Raw genomic sequence first — 17,334 nt, 5'->3', positions numbered from 1 at the left:
GAGTTAAGTATGTTCTCGAATAGCCTCTTTGCATCGTTTCACTTTCAGCAGCCGCTATGGTTATTGCTATTTCCGCTATTGCTTGGGATGGGTTATTTATGGAAACGCTCTCACGAAGGAAAGGACCATTGGTCGCAAGTATGTGATCCGGAGCTGTTACCTATTTTGCTATCGCAAGGCGATCAAATATCATCTTCCAAAAAGGGGATAACCAAGGTTGCATTACCAGTAACCACGCTGATTGTAAGTGCGTTATTGGCTGTCGCCGCGGCTCAGCCGGTATGGAAGAAACAGCCTGTGCCTGCTTTTAAACAAGGTGGAGCAGTTGTTATCGCGTTGGATTTATCAGCATCGATGCTTGCCACGGATTTAAAACCCACCCGTTTGCAACGTGCTCGTTTTAAAATTGAGGATTTAATTCAGCGCTTGCCTGATAGTCAGATAGCCTTGCTGGTATATGCAGGTGATGCTTTTGCCGTTACGCCCTTGACTCAGGATACCAATACTATTTTGGCTCAACTACCCGTGATGGAGCCGAGTATCATGCCTGCACCGGGCAATCGTGCGGATATAGCCATTCGAAAAGCGAATGATATGCTGACACAGGCTGGCATACAGCAAGGCAATATTCTGTTAGTGAGCGACGAAGTTGATCCGGCGCAGGTAGCGGCTCAAGCCACGAGTGTAGCTCAGCAAGGCAGGACGTTATCCATTTTAGCGGTAGGCACCGAGCAAGGAGCGCCAATCCCTACTCAGGCTGGGCCAATGAAGGATAATTCCGGGCAGGTTATTGTTGCGCGCACAGACGTGCCTGCCATGCGAGAAGCCGCCGCGTTAGGAGGGGGAAGTGCCTATCAATTGGTTGCCAACGATTCGGATATCACCCAGTTGGTTAGCCGTTTCGAGGCAGAGCGACAAGCCGCAACAGAACTGAATCAAAAGGACGCCGGCAAAGTCGATATTTGGATTGCAGAGGGCCCTTGGTTTGCCTTATTGGCTTTACCGTTTCTATTGCCTTTATTCCGTCGTGGTTTTCTCAATATACTGCTACCGGCAGTATTTATCAGCTTAATGGCGACCCATGTGTCGCCTGTGCATGCTGGCGTATGGCAGGATTTATGGCAGACTCCCGATCAGCAGGCACAAGCGGCCTTTAAACAAGGCGATAAAGAAGCCGCGGCTCAACAGTTCTTAGACCCGCGCTGGAAGCAGGTCGCTGAATACGAATCCAGCAATTATGAAGCAGCTCTAAACAGCTTAACTCAACCCGAAACGGCAACTGACTGGTATAACCGGGGTAATATACTGGCTAAAATGGGCGATGTTGATTCTGCTATTGATGCTTACAATAACGCACTAGCATTACTGCCAGATTTTGAGGATGCAGCCTACAACAAGGAGCAACTCGAAAAGTTAAAAGAACAGCAAAAGCAGCAGCAAGACCAGCAACAGGACTCTAGCGGACAAAATCAGCAAGGCGAGGCAGGCCAGCAAAACCAAGAGCCGCCTAACTCAGCCTCAGAGCAACAAAATTCAGATCAAGCGTCCGATTCTCAAGAACAGCAAAGCGATGAGCAATCGGGGGAGGAATCATCTTCGTCACAGGCTTCCGGAAATTCTGATCAGCAACCCCCTCAAACGTCCGAAAACTCGAAAGCGGGAGAGGAAGCTGAAGGTGCCTCAGGCGAACAAGAACCAGCTGAACCGCAGCCCGCTTCAGAGCAGTCCGAACAAGCGTTAGCTCAGCAGCAACAACAAGCTTCAGAATATCTAAAGGAACAATTGGATAAAGCAGAGCAGGGAACGCAGGAAGGGGCTCAGGCAGCCGTTTTGTCTGATACTCAGCCAATTGATGAATCCGAACAAGCTCGTCAACAGTTGATCAATCGCATAGTGGATGATCCTGCTGGTTTATGGCGTCGTAAGTTTTTATATCAGTACCGTCAAGACGAGCCAAAAGAGACAGGGGGTAAAACATGGTAATGCGTAAAGGCATTTGCTTGGCCGTGCTGTTGTGCTTATCAAGTGTTAGTGCATTCGCAACGGTGAAAAGTCAGGTGAGTCAAACCGTTATTAACCAAGGAGAGTCAATACGGTTAACGATTGATCTAGCAGGCAAAGATGCTGATAGTGTTGATTTATCTCCCCTTGAAGGTAAGTTTGATATTCTTCAACGCGGCCAACAATCCGGTATTACCATTATTAATGGTGATTATCAGCGCACTAGTGAGCTCATTTTAGTCCTGCTACCTAAGCAATCGGGTGATGTAACAGTTCCTGCATTGACGGTCGATGGCGATACAACAGCACCGCATGCGATTAGAGTGTCTAAAGTTGATTTACCTGCAGCTTCTGAGGGCGGTATTGAACTGGATGCCCGCTTATCCACCCAAACTCCTCGGGTTCAGCAACCCATTATTTATACCGCGAGCTTACTGTTAGGCCAGCAGGTTTATAATGGCTCTATTGAGCAGCCTAAGGTTACTCAAGGCAAGGCTCTTATTGAGGCTTTAGGGGATCAAACCAAATCTCAAAAATACGTTGACGGTCAAGTTGTCACGGTGGTTGAACAGTCATGGTTAATTACACCCGAACAAAGTGGAGTGCTTTCCATTGAAGGCGCTTCATTAATTGGGCAAATACCCGCGCAAGGCACCACTAATCGCACATTTAACAGCCGTTACATTGATCCTAGTAACTTACGACGTTTTCAACTTTCGGCAGATAGCTACGAATTGGACGTAGCAGGGATTCCTGCTGACTTCACCGGCGCTACTTGGTTACCCTCAAGCTCAGTGGTGCTAGAAGAAAGTTGGAGTAGTGATGAGTTTAGGGTCGGCGAGCCTGTTACCCGAACTATCACGCTGACAGCGAATGGCCTTACGAGTAATCAGCTCTCTTCGCTGATTTTACCTGATGCTACTGGCCTAAAGCAGTATGCAGGCACCCCTCAGTTAGAGCAGGCATTTACTGATGGCAAACTTTCATCAACCATGTCAGTGGAAGTGACTTTGATTCCATCCCAAGAAGGAACGTTGGAATTACCCGCGTTGCAAATACCTTGGTGGAATGTGAATAGTGATACCGAAGAGGTCGCTAGCTTGGCGGCCCGCAAAATGACGGTAGCCAAAGGTAATAGTATTACCCAGTCAGTGGTCCAACAGAACAATAGTACACAGACTACGCCATTACCTGAGACCGAAGGCACACAACCCACTGAGCCAAAAAGCACTGACTCCACTGCGGTGCTAGTTGAACCATCGCCTAACCCGCCGTCTTCATGGGTGGATTATTGGTGGCTTGCCGTGATTGCTGGCGTGTTGGGGAGTTTGGTGACCGTTTTGTGCATCCGGCTCTTTCCTCGTCAGCAGCTGCCAGCAAATGAAAGTTTGTCTCGTTCGACGACTTTATCAAACGCCCATACTGGAAATACAGACGCATCAAAGCGAGCTATCAAGGATGCTTGTTTAGCTAATGATGTTGGAGCCACACGCCATGCGTTAATTGCATGGGGGCAGCAGGTATGGCCCGATTGCCGCAATCTGAATCAGTTAATGCGTAGAGTTTCCCCCGAGCTTAAAATAGCCATTGCCGAGTTGCAGCGTCAGGCTTATAGTCAGTCAACTTCTACCGCTAGTGCTTCGCAAGCCAATCATCAATGGCAGGGAAGTGAGCTTTGGGACGTCATAAAAAGCTACCAACCAGACGCTGATACTCAATCACGTTCTACGCTGGTTCCTCTCTCGCCCATGCATTCCACCTAAACCAAAGGAAAAGACGCTATGACTAAGCCTGTTGAGAAAGTGGTTATATTAGTCGATGTGCAAAATGTGTATTACACCACTCGGCAGGCTTACCAAGCCAACTTCGATTATAACGAGTTTTGGGCATGTGTAACCTTTGACCGAACAGTCGTTAAAGCGATTGCTTACGCAGTGGACAAAGGCGATGAAAAGCAGCGTCAGTTTCAAAATATTCTGCGGGCTATAGGCTTTGAGGTACGTCTCAAACCCTACATACAGCGAGCGGACGGGTCGGCCAAGGGCGATTGGGACGTGGGGATTACGCTAGATGCAATGGAGCATGCCCCGCATGCCGATACGCTTGTCTTGGTGACAGGGGACGGTGATTTTGATCTGTTAGCAGACAAAGTGCGTACCGTATTACGCAAGCGTGTCGAGATTTTTGGTGTGCCGCAGTTCACAGCCGCTTCGCTGATTAATGCTGCAACAAGTTTCACGCCTATAAAGGACCATCTGCTACTGGGAAAGTAGGCTTTACCCGTAACTGTTAGATGCCTTGTTAAATTTTACGCTTTACTATTAAAGGACTAAATATGCATATACTACCGTTAAAAGCTATACGCCCCATTCGTGCAGTTGTTATTTTATTGAGCCTGTTACAAGTATCTTCTGTGATGGCAGCTAAGGCAGAAGAAGCTCCTTTTGATTTAAGCCGCTTAAAAGAAATGGCGCGTGTAAAGTCATTAATGCCGTATGAAAGTAATGAAGGCAATATTCCGAAATCGCTAAACAACCTAAGCTGGGATGATTACCAGCAATTAAGGTATAACCATGACAAAGCGTTATGGAAAAGAGATAAGAAAAGCCTGTTTAGAGCGGAGCTATTTCATTTAGGGCTGTTTTTTAAGACGCCTATTCATATATACGAGCTTGATGCTGATAAAGTGGCTCACGAGATCAAGTACAGTAAAAGCCTGTTTGATTATGGTAAGTCGGGTGTTAAAGGCGGCGAGTTCGATAAAGACCTTGGTTTTGCCGGCTTTAGAATGCAGTTTCACAGTGACTGGACACGTGATGTTGTGGCCTTTTTGGGTGCGAGTTATTTCCGCGCGGTTGGTGAAGAAATGCAATATGGTTTGTCAGCACGTGGCTTGGCTATTGATACGGCACTAAACCGGCCTGAAGAGTTTCCTACGTTTACGCATTTTTGGTTAGAAAAGCCGAGTAGTAATAATGATGTAGCAGTTGTGTATGCCTTGTTAGACTCCCCAAGTATTACTGGCGCATATCGTTTTGAAATACAGCCAGGGCCCTCATTACACATGCGTGTGGATTCGGCTTTATACCCTCGTAAGTCAATTGAGCGTTTAGGCGTAGCGCCTTTAACGAGTATGTATATGGTAGGCGAAAATGACAGAGCGGCGGGTTGGGATTGGCGCCCCGAAATCCACGATTCTGATGGGCTCTCGATATTAACTGGCCAAGGCGAATGGATCTGGAGGCCTTTAGTTAACCCTAAAAACCTAGCTTTCAATGCCTATGCTGATAACAATGTAAAAGGCTTTGGTTTGATTCAGCGCGATCGTAATTTTGATCATTATCAAGACGACGGTGTGTTTTATAACAAGCGTCCTAGTGTATGGATTGAGCCTATTGGTGACTGGGGAAAAGGTTCTGTCCAATTAGTTGAGATACCTACACTGGACGAGACATTTGATAATATTGTGGCTTTTTGGAACCCAGAAACAGAGGTGAAAGCTGGGCAGGAACTTTTATTTAGCTACAATTTACATTGGAGCGGCAAGCCAGCTAAAGAAACTAAATACGCAAAAGCTGTAGATACTTTTACAGGTATTGGTGGTGTTGTTGGTCAAAAGAGAACGTATTTTAGTAAGCGATTTGTCGTTGACTTCAAAGGTGGAAGCTTAAGCATGCTAAGCAAAGATAGTGAAGTCACTCCGGTTATCACAACATCAGCGGGTAGAGTCGAGTTAACCTCTGCACGTGTTCAAGAGTACATTGGTGGCTACCGAGCCATGTTCGATCTGGTTCCGGTCGACAATGACACAACACCTATCAACTTGCGTTTATATCTAGAGTCTAACGGTCAACCGTTGACCGAAACATGGGTGTACCAATATACCCCACCGGCTCAAGAAGATAGACACTTGCAAAATCCGGGGCATTTATAAGGGGCGAGCAAGTCTAGTAAACACGATGGGCGAGGGGCTCTTCCTCGCTCATACGTCTCTATCATGTTGTATAATGAGATCACTATTCCCTTATTAGCAGTGACCTCATGAAACCCAAATCCCGCAAAACAGTCTCTCGTTCACCGGCATCACAAGGGAAAGGTCTGCATCAGCGAAATATCCATAATTCACGTTATGATTTTCCCGAGCTGATTGCAGCATCGCCAGAGCTTAGTTCTGTGGTTACAGAAAACAAGTTTGGCAACTTATCGATTAACTTCTCGGATCCCCGTGCGGTTAAGTTATTAAATCAGGCTCTGCTCAAATTACACTATCAGGTTGATTTTTGGGACTTACCCGAGGGTTATTTATGTCCTCCTATTCCAGGGCGCGCTGATTATATTCATTACATTGCTGATTTATTATCGCTTTCGTTAAAAGGGGCGCTTTCCTCAGAACAGCATATCCCAAGAGGTAAACGTGTATCGGCCTTGGATATAGGGATGGGAGCAAACTGTATTTACTCTATTCTTGGGGCGCGTCTATATGGCTGGAAATTTGTAGGCTCTGATGTCAATGCGGTTGCTGTCAACACAGCGAATACGATAGCGCAAATGAACGCAACGCTTAAATCTCATATACGTTGTCGTTTACAATCCGATAGCCAATCGATTTTTAAAGGGGTGGTTGCGCCCAATGAGCGCTTTGATGTGACACTCTGTAATCCTCCGTTTCACCGATCCATTGAGGAGGCAACAGAAGGGTCTGAACGGAAAATAAAAAATTTAGCAAAAAACTCAGCTAAAAAGTCGCCTATGCATTCCTCTGTTAACCCTTCTGATAATTCTTCTTCAGCGTTTCTTAATTTTGGTGGCCAAGGCGCAGAATTGTGGTGTCCTGGCGGCGAAGTCGCGTTTATCACAAGAATGATGCAAGAAAGCCGCGATTTTTCGCATCAATGTCTTTGGTTTACAAGTTTGGTCTCCAAGCAAGAGAGCTTAAGCCTACTCAAGCCTTTATTAAACAAGATGGGTGTTGCCCAAAGCCGTGTCATTAATATGCAACAAGGTAATAAGCAAACTCGTATTTTATGTTGGAGCTTTCTTAGCGAAACCGAGCAAGCGGCGTGGGCTAATGAGCGTTGGTTAATTAACCAATAACCACAGTAATGTAACCATGACCAGAGAAACGGGCGTGGAAAGTACAATTAAGGATGCTATGTCTTCTTTAGGGCCGTTGTATTTAGTGGTTAATATGTAGCTTATAACCGCTACAGGCATAGCACTCTGGAGTAATAAGGCCAAAGCTTGAGCAGGTGCTAACGGAAAAATTTCTATAATGCCTAAGGCGACTAGAGTACCAATTAACGGCCTGTAAACGGCTAGGCTAATTAAGCGAGTCCAGTGACTTTTATCACCCAATGATAAGCTAGATACGGTTTTGCCCAATAGTAGCAACATGATGGGGACCGTAACGCTGCCCAGCATCGATAGGGTATCCAACGCAAACGTGGGTATAGGAAGGCCGACAAGTAGAATCAATAAGCCTACGACTAGCGAAAGGACGGGCATGTTGCGCAGCAACTGTTTGGGTTGATAGCTCCCTGACATTGCCCCGACACCCAGAGTGAAATGACTAATTTGTACAACGGAAGAAATAACAACAGCGGCAGCAAGCCCTTGTTCGCCTGCCAATGCAAATACAACGGGGATACCAAGATTACCTGCATTAGGGTTAACCAGAGCCGAAATGTAGTAACGCACAGGTAATCTAGCTAAACGTAAAATAACAAACGTAATTAATGCTAAAACACTGAGGGCGCAAGCTGTTGCAGCCATTAACGTCATCATTCCCCCTGCATTCATGTTCATTTTTAGAACAGAACTTAGTAGTAAGCAGGGTAAGCCTACATTAGTAACCAATTGGCTCAGCGCTGGGTTGTCTAGGTATGAGGTTTTACGACCAAGTACGATGCCAAGTGCGGTTATGATGAAAACGGGCATCAGGGCGATTAAAAACGCCTGTGTCATCGGTAAAGAAACTCCGAAATAGCATACTGATTTTAATGAGGCACTAGTCTGCCTTATCTCTGTTCTCCTGACTAGCTAGCTGTGCATTTAATGCAGGAAAACTCGGCCTGATTACTTTTATTACGAGGATGACCAAAGGTTAATGGAGTGAGAAGGGCAAAAAAGTACACATTTTGAGACTAGATCAGTGTGTACTTTTTAAAGGGGTTAGCGATTAAGCGATTGTTGGCAGAATAAAAAGTAGAGCTTCACTATTGTCTGATGCTTGCATTTGTACTTTATTCTCATCGGTTATAGTTATGCCGTCACCTGCTGAATAGCGTTCACCATTGATTAAAACATCACCTGTGGCAACGTGGATATAACCAATGGTCGCTGTATCTAAGACCTTTTCGATCGGGGCATCTGTCGCTTGCAAACGGTAAATCTCAACATCTTGAGAGATGCTCAGTGAACCGTTTCTTCCATCCGGTGACACTAATAAGCTAAGGCCGTTAAACGCTGAAAAATCTTTTTGTTGATAGCTAGGAGTTAAGCCCGATTGGCGAGGAATGACCCATATTTGCAAAAAGTGTAATGCCTCGCTAGCAGAGGCATTATACTCGCTATGCTTTATACCGGTTCCTGCACTCATAACTTGTACTTCACCGGCGCTTAAGTACTCGGTATGACCCAATGTATCCTTGTGTTTAATTCTTCCCTCAAGAACATAACTGATGATCTCCATATCTTGATGGCCATGAGTATCAAAGCCATAACCGGGTTTGACATGATCATCATTAATAACGCGCAAATGAGATAGCCCCATTTGTTCCGGGTTATAATAAGAGCCAAATGAAAAGGTATGGCGCGAATTTAACCACCCAAAATCGGCCTGCCCACGCTCGTCACTTTTAAGAACAGAGATCATACTATTAACCTTCCTATGATTTTTGAGTGATTAACGAATCTACAGATACCCGACCAGCTCCACTGATCAATAATGAGATAGAACCTGCGAGCAGCGCTAATGCGTATTCATATCCATTGTTAGTTAATAGCAATCCATTACTTAAATGAACGCTAACAATGGCGATTAGCATGGTGAAGGCAAGCACTAAAGCAGCTGGTCGAGTAAGTAAACCGATTAAAATAAATAAGCCACCAAAGAACTCACCGGAACCTGCAAGGCCTGCCATAAGCACTCCAGGTTCTATGCCCTGAGATGCCATCCACTGCCCGGTACCCTCTAAACCATAACCCCCAAACCAGCCAAATAACTTTTGGGCTCCGTGAACCATAAAAATGATCCCTAACGGAAATCTTAGAGCTAATGGTGCAAAGCCCGCGTCAGAAAATAAAACCTTACGAATAATTGCCGTGTCCATCATGTATTCCTTATCAAATAACTTTGTGAGATGCCGTAACGATAAATCAGGTTTTGTTTCTAAAAAAGCGAATTAAATATGATAAACTTTTCGAAAAAATAGGAAGTAAGTGCTGTGGCTAAAGTAACTCTTGAACAATGGCGTATGTTGCGTGCAGTTGTTGAGCACGGAGGTTTTGCTCAAGCGGCATCGGCTATTCACAAAAGCCCTTCCAGTATCAATCATGCTATTCATAGAATGGAAAGTTTGCTGGGTGTTCCTTTATTGGAAGTAAAGGGGCGTAAGGCTCATTTAACGGGGGCGGGAAGTGTGTTGTTGCGCCGAGCTGAGCGTATTTTAGAAAGCGTCCAGAACTTAGAAGCGCTAGCAGATAACTTAAGCGTTGGGTTGGAGACAGAGGTTGTCATTGCAATTGATCAAGCTTTTCCAGAGAGGATACTTAGCCAAGTACTCACGGCTTTTTCGCAACGCTATCCGGTAACCCGAGTTGAGTTACATGAAACCGTTTTATCAGGCACTGAAGAGCTTATAAGCGACGGCAAGGCTGATTTAGGGATTACACCTTGCAGCCTATCAGGTCGTTTAGGAGAGTTCTTAATGAATATAGACTTTATTGCAGTTGCTCGTCCTGACCATCCGTTACACCACTCAACGGTATTAACAGAAAGTGATTTAGAGCCCTACCGGCAAATAGTTGTGCGCGATTCATCTTCAAAGCACTCCATTAACGTTGGCTGGTTGGGAGCACAGGAGCGATGGACTGCTTCCAATTTACACACTTCTGTTGCATGGGTAGTGCAAGGTCTAGGTTATGCTTGGTTACCCTTATCAGCGATTAGTACATACCTTGAAAATGGCAGCTTAAAGCCGCTTCCTCTGTTAGTTGGGGCTAAGCGTTCTATGGACTTTCAGTTATATCATGCAGATATTGATAAAACAGGAGAGGCAACTCAATATTTAGCAGATCTAATTATTAAGGGCTGTGATCAAAAATCTACATTATTATTACCTAAGCTATAACTGTTTATACGGTTAGTAATACTGACGACCACGTGAATATTATCTTTGAGGATTTTTGGCTGATAATAATTTCAAGTGTCAAATTATATAATACAACCGTAGTATTAAATGCCTGTGCGGGACTTTTAATCCCGCCTTGTCAATCAGAATGAACTTAAGTTAACTACAGTGGCCTACATGAAGCACATGTATTGAAGAAAACATAAGGTGTTTCTAAGTTATGTATCCCTATGTTTTCTTTTATTAGCACATTGCTAAGGAGAGTTTATGTCTATTATCAAGAAAAGTAGTGCTCGCTATCAGTCGCTCGGTAAAGAGGGTAAAGGGTATGTATCCACTGAATCCGGTGTGTTAAGTGATCAACCATATGGCTTTAACACGCGTTTTGAAGGCAAAGCCGGGACAAATCCCGAAGAGTTGATAGCAGCGGCTCATGCGTCATGTTTTACCATGGCTCTGTCTTTTGCTCTGGAGTCGGCAGGTTATAAAGAAGGCGAACTAGAGACAGAATGCGCTATTTCTTTAGATAAAGAGGGCGAAGGTTTTAAGGTCAGTCAGTCTAGCTTAACCTTAAAAGCATCTATTGAAGGCATTTCTGAAACAGAGTTTTCTAAAATAGCAGAGAAAGCTAAAACAGGTTGCCCAATATCAAAATTATTAGATGCTGAGATTACATTAAATTATACTTTGTCGTGAACTTATTATTCGTAACTGGGTCTTAGTTATTGAAAGTAAGTTTTACCTTTCCGATAGAGCTCCTTGCCGGGTATTTTTATACCCGGTATTTTTTTGCCTTTTATTTATACTTTTTTAGTATATTAATCTTTTTGTTTTTAAACGTTTTTTCATTCCTCGCTATGCAGGCAAGTGAAATGGTTGGCTGTTCTTATTGGTATATCGTGAGCAGGCCGTTAACCCAGGCTGTATAAGCGGTCACATTAAGCGCACCATGTTAAGGCATTAGCAAACTTCATATTGCGCCGTATATTTGTTTAACGATCATAGACAGCGGTGGGTTAATCTTGATCTTAAGTATCTGAATTCACTGTGTTAAGTCATTTTAGTCTCAGCTGGTATGCTAGTGCTAATGTGGAGTTTGTAGAAGAAAGCAGAAAATGCGCTATTTTAGGGCATTTTACTATTAATATATTGCAATATTTTTTTATGGTTGATCACGTTAGAATCCCCACCGCTTAATTAATATAAAAGGATTTTTCCTATGAACGTGTCCCATTTATGCAATACTGAATCGCCTGTGAGTGATTTCTCTATCCAAGGGAGCGGTTATTGCATACAGGAAGATCGAGTTACTCTCTCAATCGAACAGCTTTTGAGCAATCGCTCCGCTGTTAATATAAGTGGCAGCTTGATGCTAGAATTGTGGGCGTTGCCTACCCAATATCTAGGTGGTGGTTTTGGTGGTGAGTTGCTGGCTTATACAAGCCTTGCGCCACTTTCTGGTCAGTGTTACTTACCTAATTTATGCTTTAATTTACCTTTCACTTCTCCGACGCCAGGCCAGTGGTACATTACCCTGATGGTTCGGGAATGGGACGGCAGTCAGTACATCACGCGTGATTATGTGAATTACGAGAACCTATTTTGTGTTGAGGCTAAGCCTGTTGTTTCGCGTAGTACTAGCGATAATGTTATTTCGGTTGATTTTGGTCATGTTGATCACTCTGCTAACAACCAAAACCGTTTAGACTCTTTAGCACCTAGTCAGGTTGTTAAAGATAGTCCACTAAACCACGAGTGTGATGCAGAGAGTGCTCCACCGAAAAAAGCGGTTAAATCGGGTAAGCGTGCTAGCAAAGTAAACCCGTCAGGCAAGGCTATCGCTAAAAAAGTATCCATTAACAAAGCATCGTTAAGTGAACTTGAAAGTATTAAAGGTTTGCCCGTTAAAGTGGCAAAGTTGATTTTTCAAACTCGCCCGCATAAAAAAATTGACGAGTTATTGGCGCTAAAAGGCATGGGACCAAAACTACTTAAAAAGATTGAGCACTTGATAAAACTGTAATTATTACGAGTAGTAATCAGCTGTATTGGTCGTTAAAAGCTAGGTTTACCCTAGCTTTTTTGTGTCCATCATGGATAAGTGTTCAAGGAATAACAGGTTTGCCAGAGTAGCGAAAAGCTTCATCGGCTAACTGGTCTATCTCTTCGTCACTCATTGAACGACTAATCACTGTTATCCGTCCAAGATATACTGTTGGTAGCTCGTTATCACGCTCTTCTAAAATATATTTTATCGCTTCGGCAGTAGCAACACCTACGTCATCCCCCATACGCATTGGGGTGGCATTAAGGCTACCTTCTTTAACCTTTTGTAGCTCTTTTGCTGTACCTCCCCAGCCAGTAACGAATAGCCGATCGATACTGTTTGCTGCTTCTAGTGTATTGACAGCACCCATTGCCATTGCCGTATTAGCGTTGTGAAGCACATCTGCCTCAGGGAAGTTTTTGAGGATTAATGCCGCGCCGTCGGCGCCGCCTTTTTCTTGGTATTGTCCGAAATGTTCATAGATATTTAACCAGTAGCCGTTTTCTTGCACACAGTCACTAAACTCTTGAGATCGTTGATCATCCGTAATTCCGGGGATACCTCTATTCATGGCAAACATGATGTCTTCCCCTAAGTGGTCAATTAAAAAGTCGCATAGGGCTTTTGCGCCAATTGAACTAGAAAAGTCGAACCAAGCTTTAGGTGTATGTTGCCACTTTTTTTTAGGAGTATGGAATGCCCAAATAAAGGTTTTGAAATCAGGGCTTGAGGACAAACGTTGTATATTTTCGGATTGAACTTCTAGCTCGGATGGGCCGAATATAACATAGTCAAATTCATCTGATTGTGAGAGCACAGTATCGGTGTGGTTGGACTGTAATGCATGCTCTATTTGCTTTGATGAGAATTCTTGAGTCGTATGGGGAATGTTAAGTTCAGATAGTCGACGAGTTAGCGCCAAATAGTTGCGTGTCCAAAAATCTGAGACATCGGCACTGGGGTAAATAAGAGCGATATTGACGGGTTTACTGACTCCAATGTAAGGATCGCTTTTACTACTAACGGTTTTTTGAAAGGCCGATAAAATACCCGGTGCGTTAACTTGCTGAGGTAGCCAATAATCCCTATCATCAGCCCCCGGTAAAGTAGTATCAGCTAGGGAAGTCGAAGATAAGAGAATAGTTATTAGCATTCCCGGCCATAAAATAAACATCCTAAAAATAATCATCGTAAAAATTGCCTATACTTAGGTTAGTCGCAGGGACGGCGAGTATAAAAAGTTGAGATGCAGCCAATGAAAAGCCGTATCTCGAAATATAATGCGTTTATACCTATTGTTGTCGGTGCTGCTCATCAAAACTTCAGTTAATAAATCGTTAATCTACCAACTTTGGCTGTATTTGGCTTTGTTTTTGGCTGTTTTACCGCTTTCGGTACAAGCCGCCTTTCTGAATGAGGCGCAAGCCCGTGTTGCTGAGGCCATCGAGGTTGAGTCTCAATGGAGAGGGCCTACCAAAGGGCCGGCAGCCGGTTTGGGGAAAAATATCATTTTTATCGCTTCAGACTTACGTAATGGCGGTGTCAATGGAGTGGCAAAAGGGGTGTCTGAAGCCATCGGGCATTTAGACTGGAATTTACGTTTTCTGGATGGAGCGGGCTCCGAAACGCGTCAAGGTGCTGCTATTCGTAAAGCAATTGGCTTTTTGCCTGATGGTATTGTGTTAGGCGGGATTGATGCCAAACGTCATTCAAAGATACTTCAGGCAGCCAAAGAGCTGGGGATAACAGTGATCGGTTGGCACGCTCTACCTGACGCTAAGGGAGACGAAGAGCTGGGTGTCTTTACGAATATTACAACGGATATTAGGGAAGTAGCAGAAATAGCGGCACTGTTGTCGGTGGTAGAGGCTAATGGTTATGCCCGTGTCGTTATATTTACAGACCCCAATTATACTATTGCGTTATCAAAATCAGACAGGATGGCGGAAGTTATCAGAGAGTGCCTGCATTGTGAGTTGATTGGTATCGAACATGTACCGCTGGATAAAACCGCTGAGCAAATGCCACAAGTTGTTGGGCGTTTACTTAAAGAACACAGGGGCATTACTCATTTTCTGACGATTAATGATCTATATATCGACTTTGCGATTCCTTCTATTGAATCTGAAAAGTTTGATCATGGTACAGCGCCTATTAGCCTATCAGCGGGAGATGGTAGCTCAGCTGCTTTCCAGCGTATACGTGAAGGCGTGCATCAAGGTGCAACCGTGGCAGAGCCGCTTCTTCTACATGGTTGGCAAATTGTAGATGAGTTTAATCGCGCTTTTCTTCTCCAAAAGCCCAGCGGGTATTCGGCTGCGGTTCACTTGGTGACAGATGAAAATATCGATCAGGTTGTAAATAGTGCGGGCATTTATGACCCTCCCAATGAGTATCGAGAGTCTTATTTAGATATGTGGAAAAAGTAGACGATGAAGAAAGCTGTGTTAACGCTAGGTGCACGTTTAGCTATAACAGTCTTTATGCTGATGGCCATAACAGGGGTAGGTTTTGGTATTGTTATCAGCGCTTTATATTCCGTGGAATCTATTTTAGAAACAGAGTCGAGTGAACACGTTTCTTCTTTGACCACAAACTCGGTAGTGAGCCGTCAAATATTTGAACTGTCGACACGTGTTCAATTACTAGAGCAAACGTTTTTATACAATGAATCTATCCTGACAGAGGAGGGATTCAATATTGATGAGCAGCTTCAGCTGATGCGTGGTTTATCAACAAATGATGACTTTAAAAAGCACATGGACCTGTTTATTGAAGACTTTCACCGATTTTTAGGTAATTCACTGACGCTAAATCGTATTCTGCAAGAGTTAGGGCACATTGATGTTGGGCTAGGAGAGCAAATAGATCAGCTAGATTTATTAGTGGCCGAAGATAAGGTCGATCAACTACTGGACAAGAAATACACTTACATTACGGATCATATCGATTTAATGAACATGCTCCGGGAAAGCTATCTCGAAGTAGGTAAGATGGTAGGGGCTATACGCAGTCGCATTACGCCCGAAACAGAAAAAGTCGTTATTTTAGAAGTGCTTAAAGAGCTAGATATTTTCCGGTTACACCTAGCAAACTTAGAAGCTTCTAACGAGGCTATCGCACAAGATAAAAGGCAGCTTTCGCGAGCATTGGCAAAATACACCGCCGTATTACGTAAATTACGAGCGAATTTAGATCAACGATGGATTGTGATGGAGTCGTTGCTTGATTCGCAAAATCAACTTCTTAGCTTTGTGGAAACAACAGAATACCAAGTGCAAGAAAGCGCGCTCAGCCTAAAAGAGCGTTTAGAACAAGATATTGGGGACCTTCGGTTTGTGGTGTTGGTAACCGCTCTGGTTGCCGTTATATTTGGAGTGGTTTTTATCAGCTTAATGGTAAAGCGGCACATACGGCGTCCCTTGGATGCCCTGATTGATGGCTTTTATCAGCTGGAGTCTAGTGAGTTTAACCAACGTATATCGCTGAATCGAACAGACGAATGGAACACAATCGAGAAAGCGTTCAACCAAATGGCGAGTCGTTTAGAAGAAATTTATCGTCAATTAAATAACGAAAAGAAAAACTTCAATTATTTAGCTCATCATGACCCCTTAACTGGGATGGCGAACCGGTTATACATAAACCAGCAATTGGACTCGGTGATTGCTCATTCTCGAAAGCAGGGTAAACCATTTACCTTATTGTATTTAGACGTCGACCAATTTAAGAACATCAATGATTCTTTAGGGCATGGTGCTGGTGACCAGCTACTCAAAGAAGTATCAGATAGGCTATTAGACGTTATCGGTGCAAATGGGCATGTGGCTCGTTTAGGTGGCGATGAGTTCATGGTGCTGTTCCCGAATGTCCAGAGCATTAAAGCCGTTAGCGTGTTTGCGGAGGCAATCAATAGAGCGTTACGAAAAGCGTTTACGCTTGAAGGTGAGCCTATCTATGTGACAAGTAGCATAGGTGTGTGCCAGTACCCTGAGCATGGGGATAATGTTGAAACTTTAGTACGTAATGCTGACACCGCGATGTATTACGCAAAAAGACAAGGCCGAGATCAGTTTTGTGTTTACACGGACGCAATGACGCATGAAGCACATGATCTAATTTATAAAAGTGCAGGGATCAGAAGGGCGTTGGAGAACGATGAGTTTGAGCTTCTGTTTCAGCCTCAATTTGATATTGTTGCCCCTACTATTATTGGGGCTGAAGCCCTTATTCGCTGGAACCATCCGGAACTAGGTCAGCTTTCACCGGATGCATTTTTGGATGTTGCAGAGCAAACAGGGTTGATCTTAGATATTGATGATTGGGTATTTAAACAAGTGGCTGCGCTAGTTTCTGAATGGAAGTCACAAGGCTTTAATTTAGACGGTATATCTTTCTCGGTGAACTTCTCCGGTCGGAAGTTTTTTGAACCAGGGCTGGGTAAACAATTGGATGATGTGATCGCTATGTACGATTGCTCAGCCACTCAGTTAGTACTAGAAATTACAGAACGAGACATGATGAGCCGTTTTGATTTGAGTGCGGCGACCATCAAAGATTTACGTAAACGGGGCTATCGTGTATCAATTGATGATTTTGGTACGGGATATTCTTCACTGGCATCACTTAAAAATTTACCGGCAGATACAATAAAGCTAGATCGCAGCTTTATATTGGATATAGTTACTTCGGACCGTGATTTGGCGATTGTTAAATCGGTCATGACATTGGCTGAAGAGCTGGGTTTAAGTGTTGTAGCTGAAGGCGTTGAGACCCAAGATCAGGTTGATAGCTTGATATCGATTGATTGTCAGTATGCCCAGGGCTACCACTTTGCTTATCCATTAAGAGAAGATCAGTGGATGCTATTATTATCAGCATACAATAATGCGTTACCTAGAACTTCGTAATCTAGTAGGCTCGCGCTTGCCTATT

The 17,334-nt window shown here is 44.0% G+C and carries 14 protein-coding genes; 10 read left to right on the top strand and 4 right to left on the bottom strand.

All coding sequences use genetic code 11. The features are described 5' to 3' along the window. The first annotated feature begins 9 nt into the window (after window positions 1–9). From OW491_RS02990 to rlmF, 5 genes are all read left to right on the top strand, one after another. Window positions 10–1,983 (top strand): VWA domain-containing protein, encoded by a 1,974-nt coding sequence (locus tag OW491_RS02990; protein ID WP_290034590.1) that lies wholly within the window; start codon window positions 10–12, stop codon window positions 1,981–1,983. Further along, complete coding sequence (locus OW491_RS02985) at window positions 1,977–3,764, top strand: BatD family protein (RefSeq protein WP_290034589.1); 1,788 nt, start codon at window positions 1,977–1,979, stop codon at window positions 3,762–3,764. Before OW491_RS02990 ends, OW491_RS02985 begins: the two co-directional genes overlap by 7 nt. Before the next feature lie 18 nt (window positions 3,765–3,782). After that, window positions 3,783–4,274, top strand: a complete 492-nt coding sequence (locus tag OW491_RS02980) for an NYN domain-containing protein (RefSeq protein WP_290034588.1) — start codon at window positions 3,783–3,785, stop codon at window positions 4,272–4,274. A 62-nt stretch (window positions 4,275–4,336) separates the two neighbouring features. Then, window positions 4,337–5,935: a glucan biosynthesis protein D gene (locus OW491_RS02975; protein ID WP_290034587.1), complete on the top strand. Its 1,599-nt coding sequence runs from the start codon at window positions 4,337–4,339 to the stop codon at window positions 5,933–5,935. Window positions 5,936–6,042: 107 nt separating this feature from the next. Then, the gene (gene rlmF / locus OW491_RS02970) at window positions 6,043–7,095 is read left to right on the top strand and encodes a 23S rRNA (adenine(1618)-N(6))-methyltransferase RlmF (protein ID WP_290034586.1); all 1,053 of its coding nucleotides are present in this window, start codon (window positions 6,043–6,045) and stop codon (window positions 7,093–7,095) included. Here rlmF and OW491_RS02965 read toward each other — a convergent pair. From OW491_RS02965 to OW491_RS02955, 3 genes are all read right to left on the bottom strand, one after another. Continuing rightward, a complete protein-coding gene (locus tag OW491_RS02965) occupies window positions 7,081–7,965 on the bottom strand; it encodes an AEC family transporter (protein WP_290034585.1) in 885 nt (294 codons plus the stop codon). The genes rlmF and OW491_RS02965 overlap by 15 nt on opposite strands. A gap of 214 nt (window positions 7,966–8,179) precedes the next feature. Further along, complete coding sequence (locus OW491_RS02960) at window positions 8,180–8,875, bottom strand: pirin family protein (RefSeq protein ID WP_277252770.1); 696 nt, start codon at window positions 8,873–8,875, stop codon at window positions 8,180–8,182. A gap of 13 nt (window positions 8,876–8,888) precedes the next feature. Continuing rightward, window positions 8,889–9,332 carry a DoxX family protein gene (locus tag OW491_RS02955; protein WP_217693898.1) on the bottom strand — a complete coding sequence of 148 codons (444 nt, stop codon included), beginning with the start codon at window positions 9,330–9,332 and terminating at the stop codon, window positions 8,889–8,891. A gap of 114 nt (window positions 9,333–9,446) precedes the next feature. Between OW491_RS02955 and OW491_RS02950 the strand changes: the two genes are divergently transcribed. The 3 genes from OW491_RS02950 to OW491_RS02940 all read left to right on the top strand — a co-directional run bounded on the left by OW491_RS02950 (window position 9,447) and on the right by OW491_RS02940 (window position 12,375). Continuing rightward, entirely contained in the window at window positions 9,447–10,352 is a 906-nt protein-coding gene (locus tag OW491_RS02950; RefSeq protein ID WP_290034584.1) for a LysR family transcriptional regulator, read from the top strand. 267 nt (window positions 10,353–10,619) lie between these two features. Beyond that, on the top strand, window positions 10,620–11,048 hold the full coding sequence (locus OW491_RS02945; RefSeq protein ID WP_277252768.1) for an OsmC family protein: 429 nt from the start codon (window positions 10,620–10,622) through the stop codon (window positions 11,046–11,048). A 523-nt stretch (window positions 11,049–11,571) separates the two neighbouring features. Continuing rightward, a complete protein-coding gene (locus OW491_RS02940) occupies window positions 11,572–12,375 on the top strand; it encodes a helix-hairpin-helix domain-containing protein (protein ID WP_290034583.1) in 804 nt (267 codons plus the stop codon). 82 nt (window positions 12,376–12,457) lie between these two features. Here OW491_RS02940 and OW491_RS02935 read toward each other — a convergent pair whose 3' ends face one another. Beyond that, window positions 12,458–13,588: a substrate-binding domain-containing protein gene (locus tag OW491_RS02935; protein ID WP_246813439.1), complete on the bottom strand. Its 1,131-nt coding sequence runs from the start codon at window positions 13,586–13,588 to the stop codon at window positions 12,458–12,460. A 91-nt stretch (window positions 13,589–13,679) separates the two neighbouring features. Here OW491_RS02935 and OW491_RS02930 point away from each other — a divergent pair, with 91 nt between their 5' ends. Beyond that, window positions 13,680–14,828, top strand: a complete 1,149-nt coding sequence (locus OW491_RS02930) for a substrate-binding domain-containing protein (RefSeq protein ID WP_290034582.1) — start codon at window positions 13,680–13,682, stop codon at window positions 14,826–14,828. A 3-nt stretch (window positions 14,829–14,831) separates the two neighbouring features. After that, window positions 14,832–17,309 (top strand): EAL domain-containing protein, encoded by a 2,478-nt coding sequence (locus OW491_RS02925; protein WP_290034581.1) that lies wholly within the window; start codon window positions 14,832–14,834, stop codon window positions 17,307–17,309. Window positions 17,310–17,334 lie beyond the last annotated feature (25 nt).

Source organism: Neptunomonas sp. CHC150 (assembly GCF_030397555.1).
Taxonomy (GTDB): Bacteria; Pseudomonadota; Gammaproteobacteria; order Pseudomonadales; family Balneatricaceae; genus Neptunomonas; species Neptunomonas phycophila.
The sequence above is the reverse complement of the archived record's forward strand: the minus strand, read 5'-3'. Positions and strand labels throughout refer to the sequence as shown.

Coding starts and splice junctions, on each gene's coding strand:
- OW491_RS02965 (WP_290034585.1), bottom strand. CDS start 7,965: ATGACACAGGCGTTTTTAATCGCCCTGATGCCCGTTTTCATCATAACC.
- OW491_RS02975 (WP_290034587.1), top strand. CDS start 4,337: ATGCATATACTACCGTTAAAAGCTATACGCCCCATTCGTGCAGTTGTT.
- OW491_RS02940 (WP_290034583.1), top strand. CDS start 11,572: ATGAACGTGTCCCATTTATGCAATACTGAATCGCCTGTGAGTGATTTC.
- OW491_RS02945 (WP_277252768.1), top strand. CDS start 10,620: ATGTCTATTATCAAGAAAAGTAGTGCTCGCTATCAGTCGCTCGGTAAA.
- OW491_RS02990 (WP_290034590.1), top strand. CDS start 10: ATGTTCTCGAATAGCCTCTTTGCATCGTTTCACTTTCAGCAGCCGCTA.
- OW491_RS02925 (WP_290034581.1), top strand. CDS start 14,832: ATGAAGAAAGCTGTGTTAACGCTAGGTGCACGTTTAGCTATAACAGTC.
- OW491_RS02985 (WP_290034589.1), top strand. CDS start 1,977: ATGGTAATGCGTAAAGGCATTTGCTTGGCCGTGCTGTTGTGCTTATCA.
- OW491_RS02960 (WP_277252770.1), bottom strand. CDS start 8,875: ATGATCTCTGTTCTTAAAAGTGACGAGCGTGGGCAGGCCGATTTTGGG.
- OW491_RS02955 (WP_217693898.1), bottom strand. CDS start 9,332: ATGGACACGGCAATTATTCGTAAGGTTTTATTTTCTGACGCGGGCTTT.
- OW491_RS02930 (WP_290034582.1), top strand. CDS start 13,680: ATGCGTTTATACCTATTGTTGTCGGTGCTGCTCATCAAAACTTCAGTT.
- rlmF (WP_290034586.1), top strand. CDS start 6,043: ATGAAACCCAAATCCCGCAAAACAGTCTCTCGTTCACCGGCATCACAA.
- OW491_RS02980 (WP_290034588.1), top strand. CDS start 3,783: ATGACTAAGCCTGTTGAGAAAGTGGTTATATTAGTCGATGTGCAAAAT.
- OW491_RS02935 (WP_246813439.1), bottom strand. CDS start 13,588: ATGATTATTTTTAGGATGTTTATTTTATGGCCGGGAATGCTAATAACT.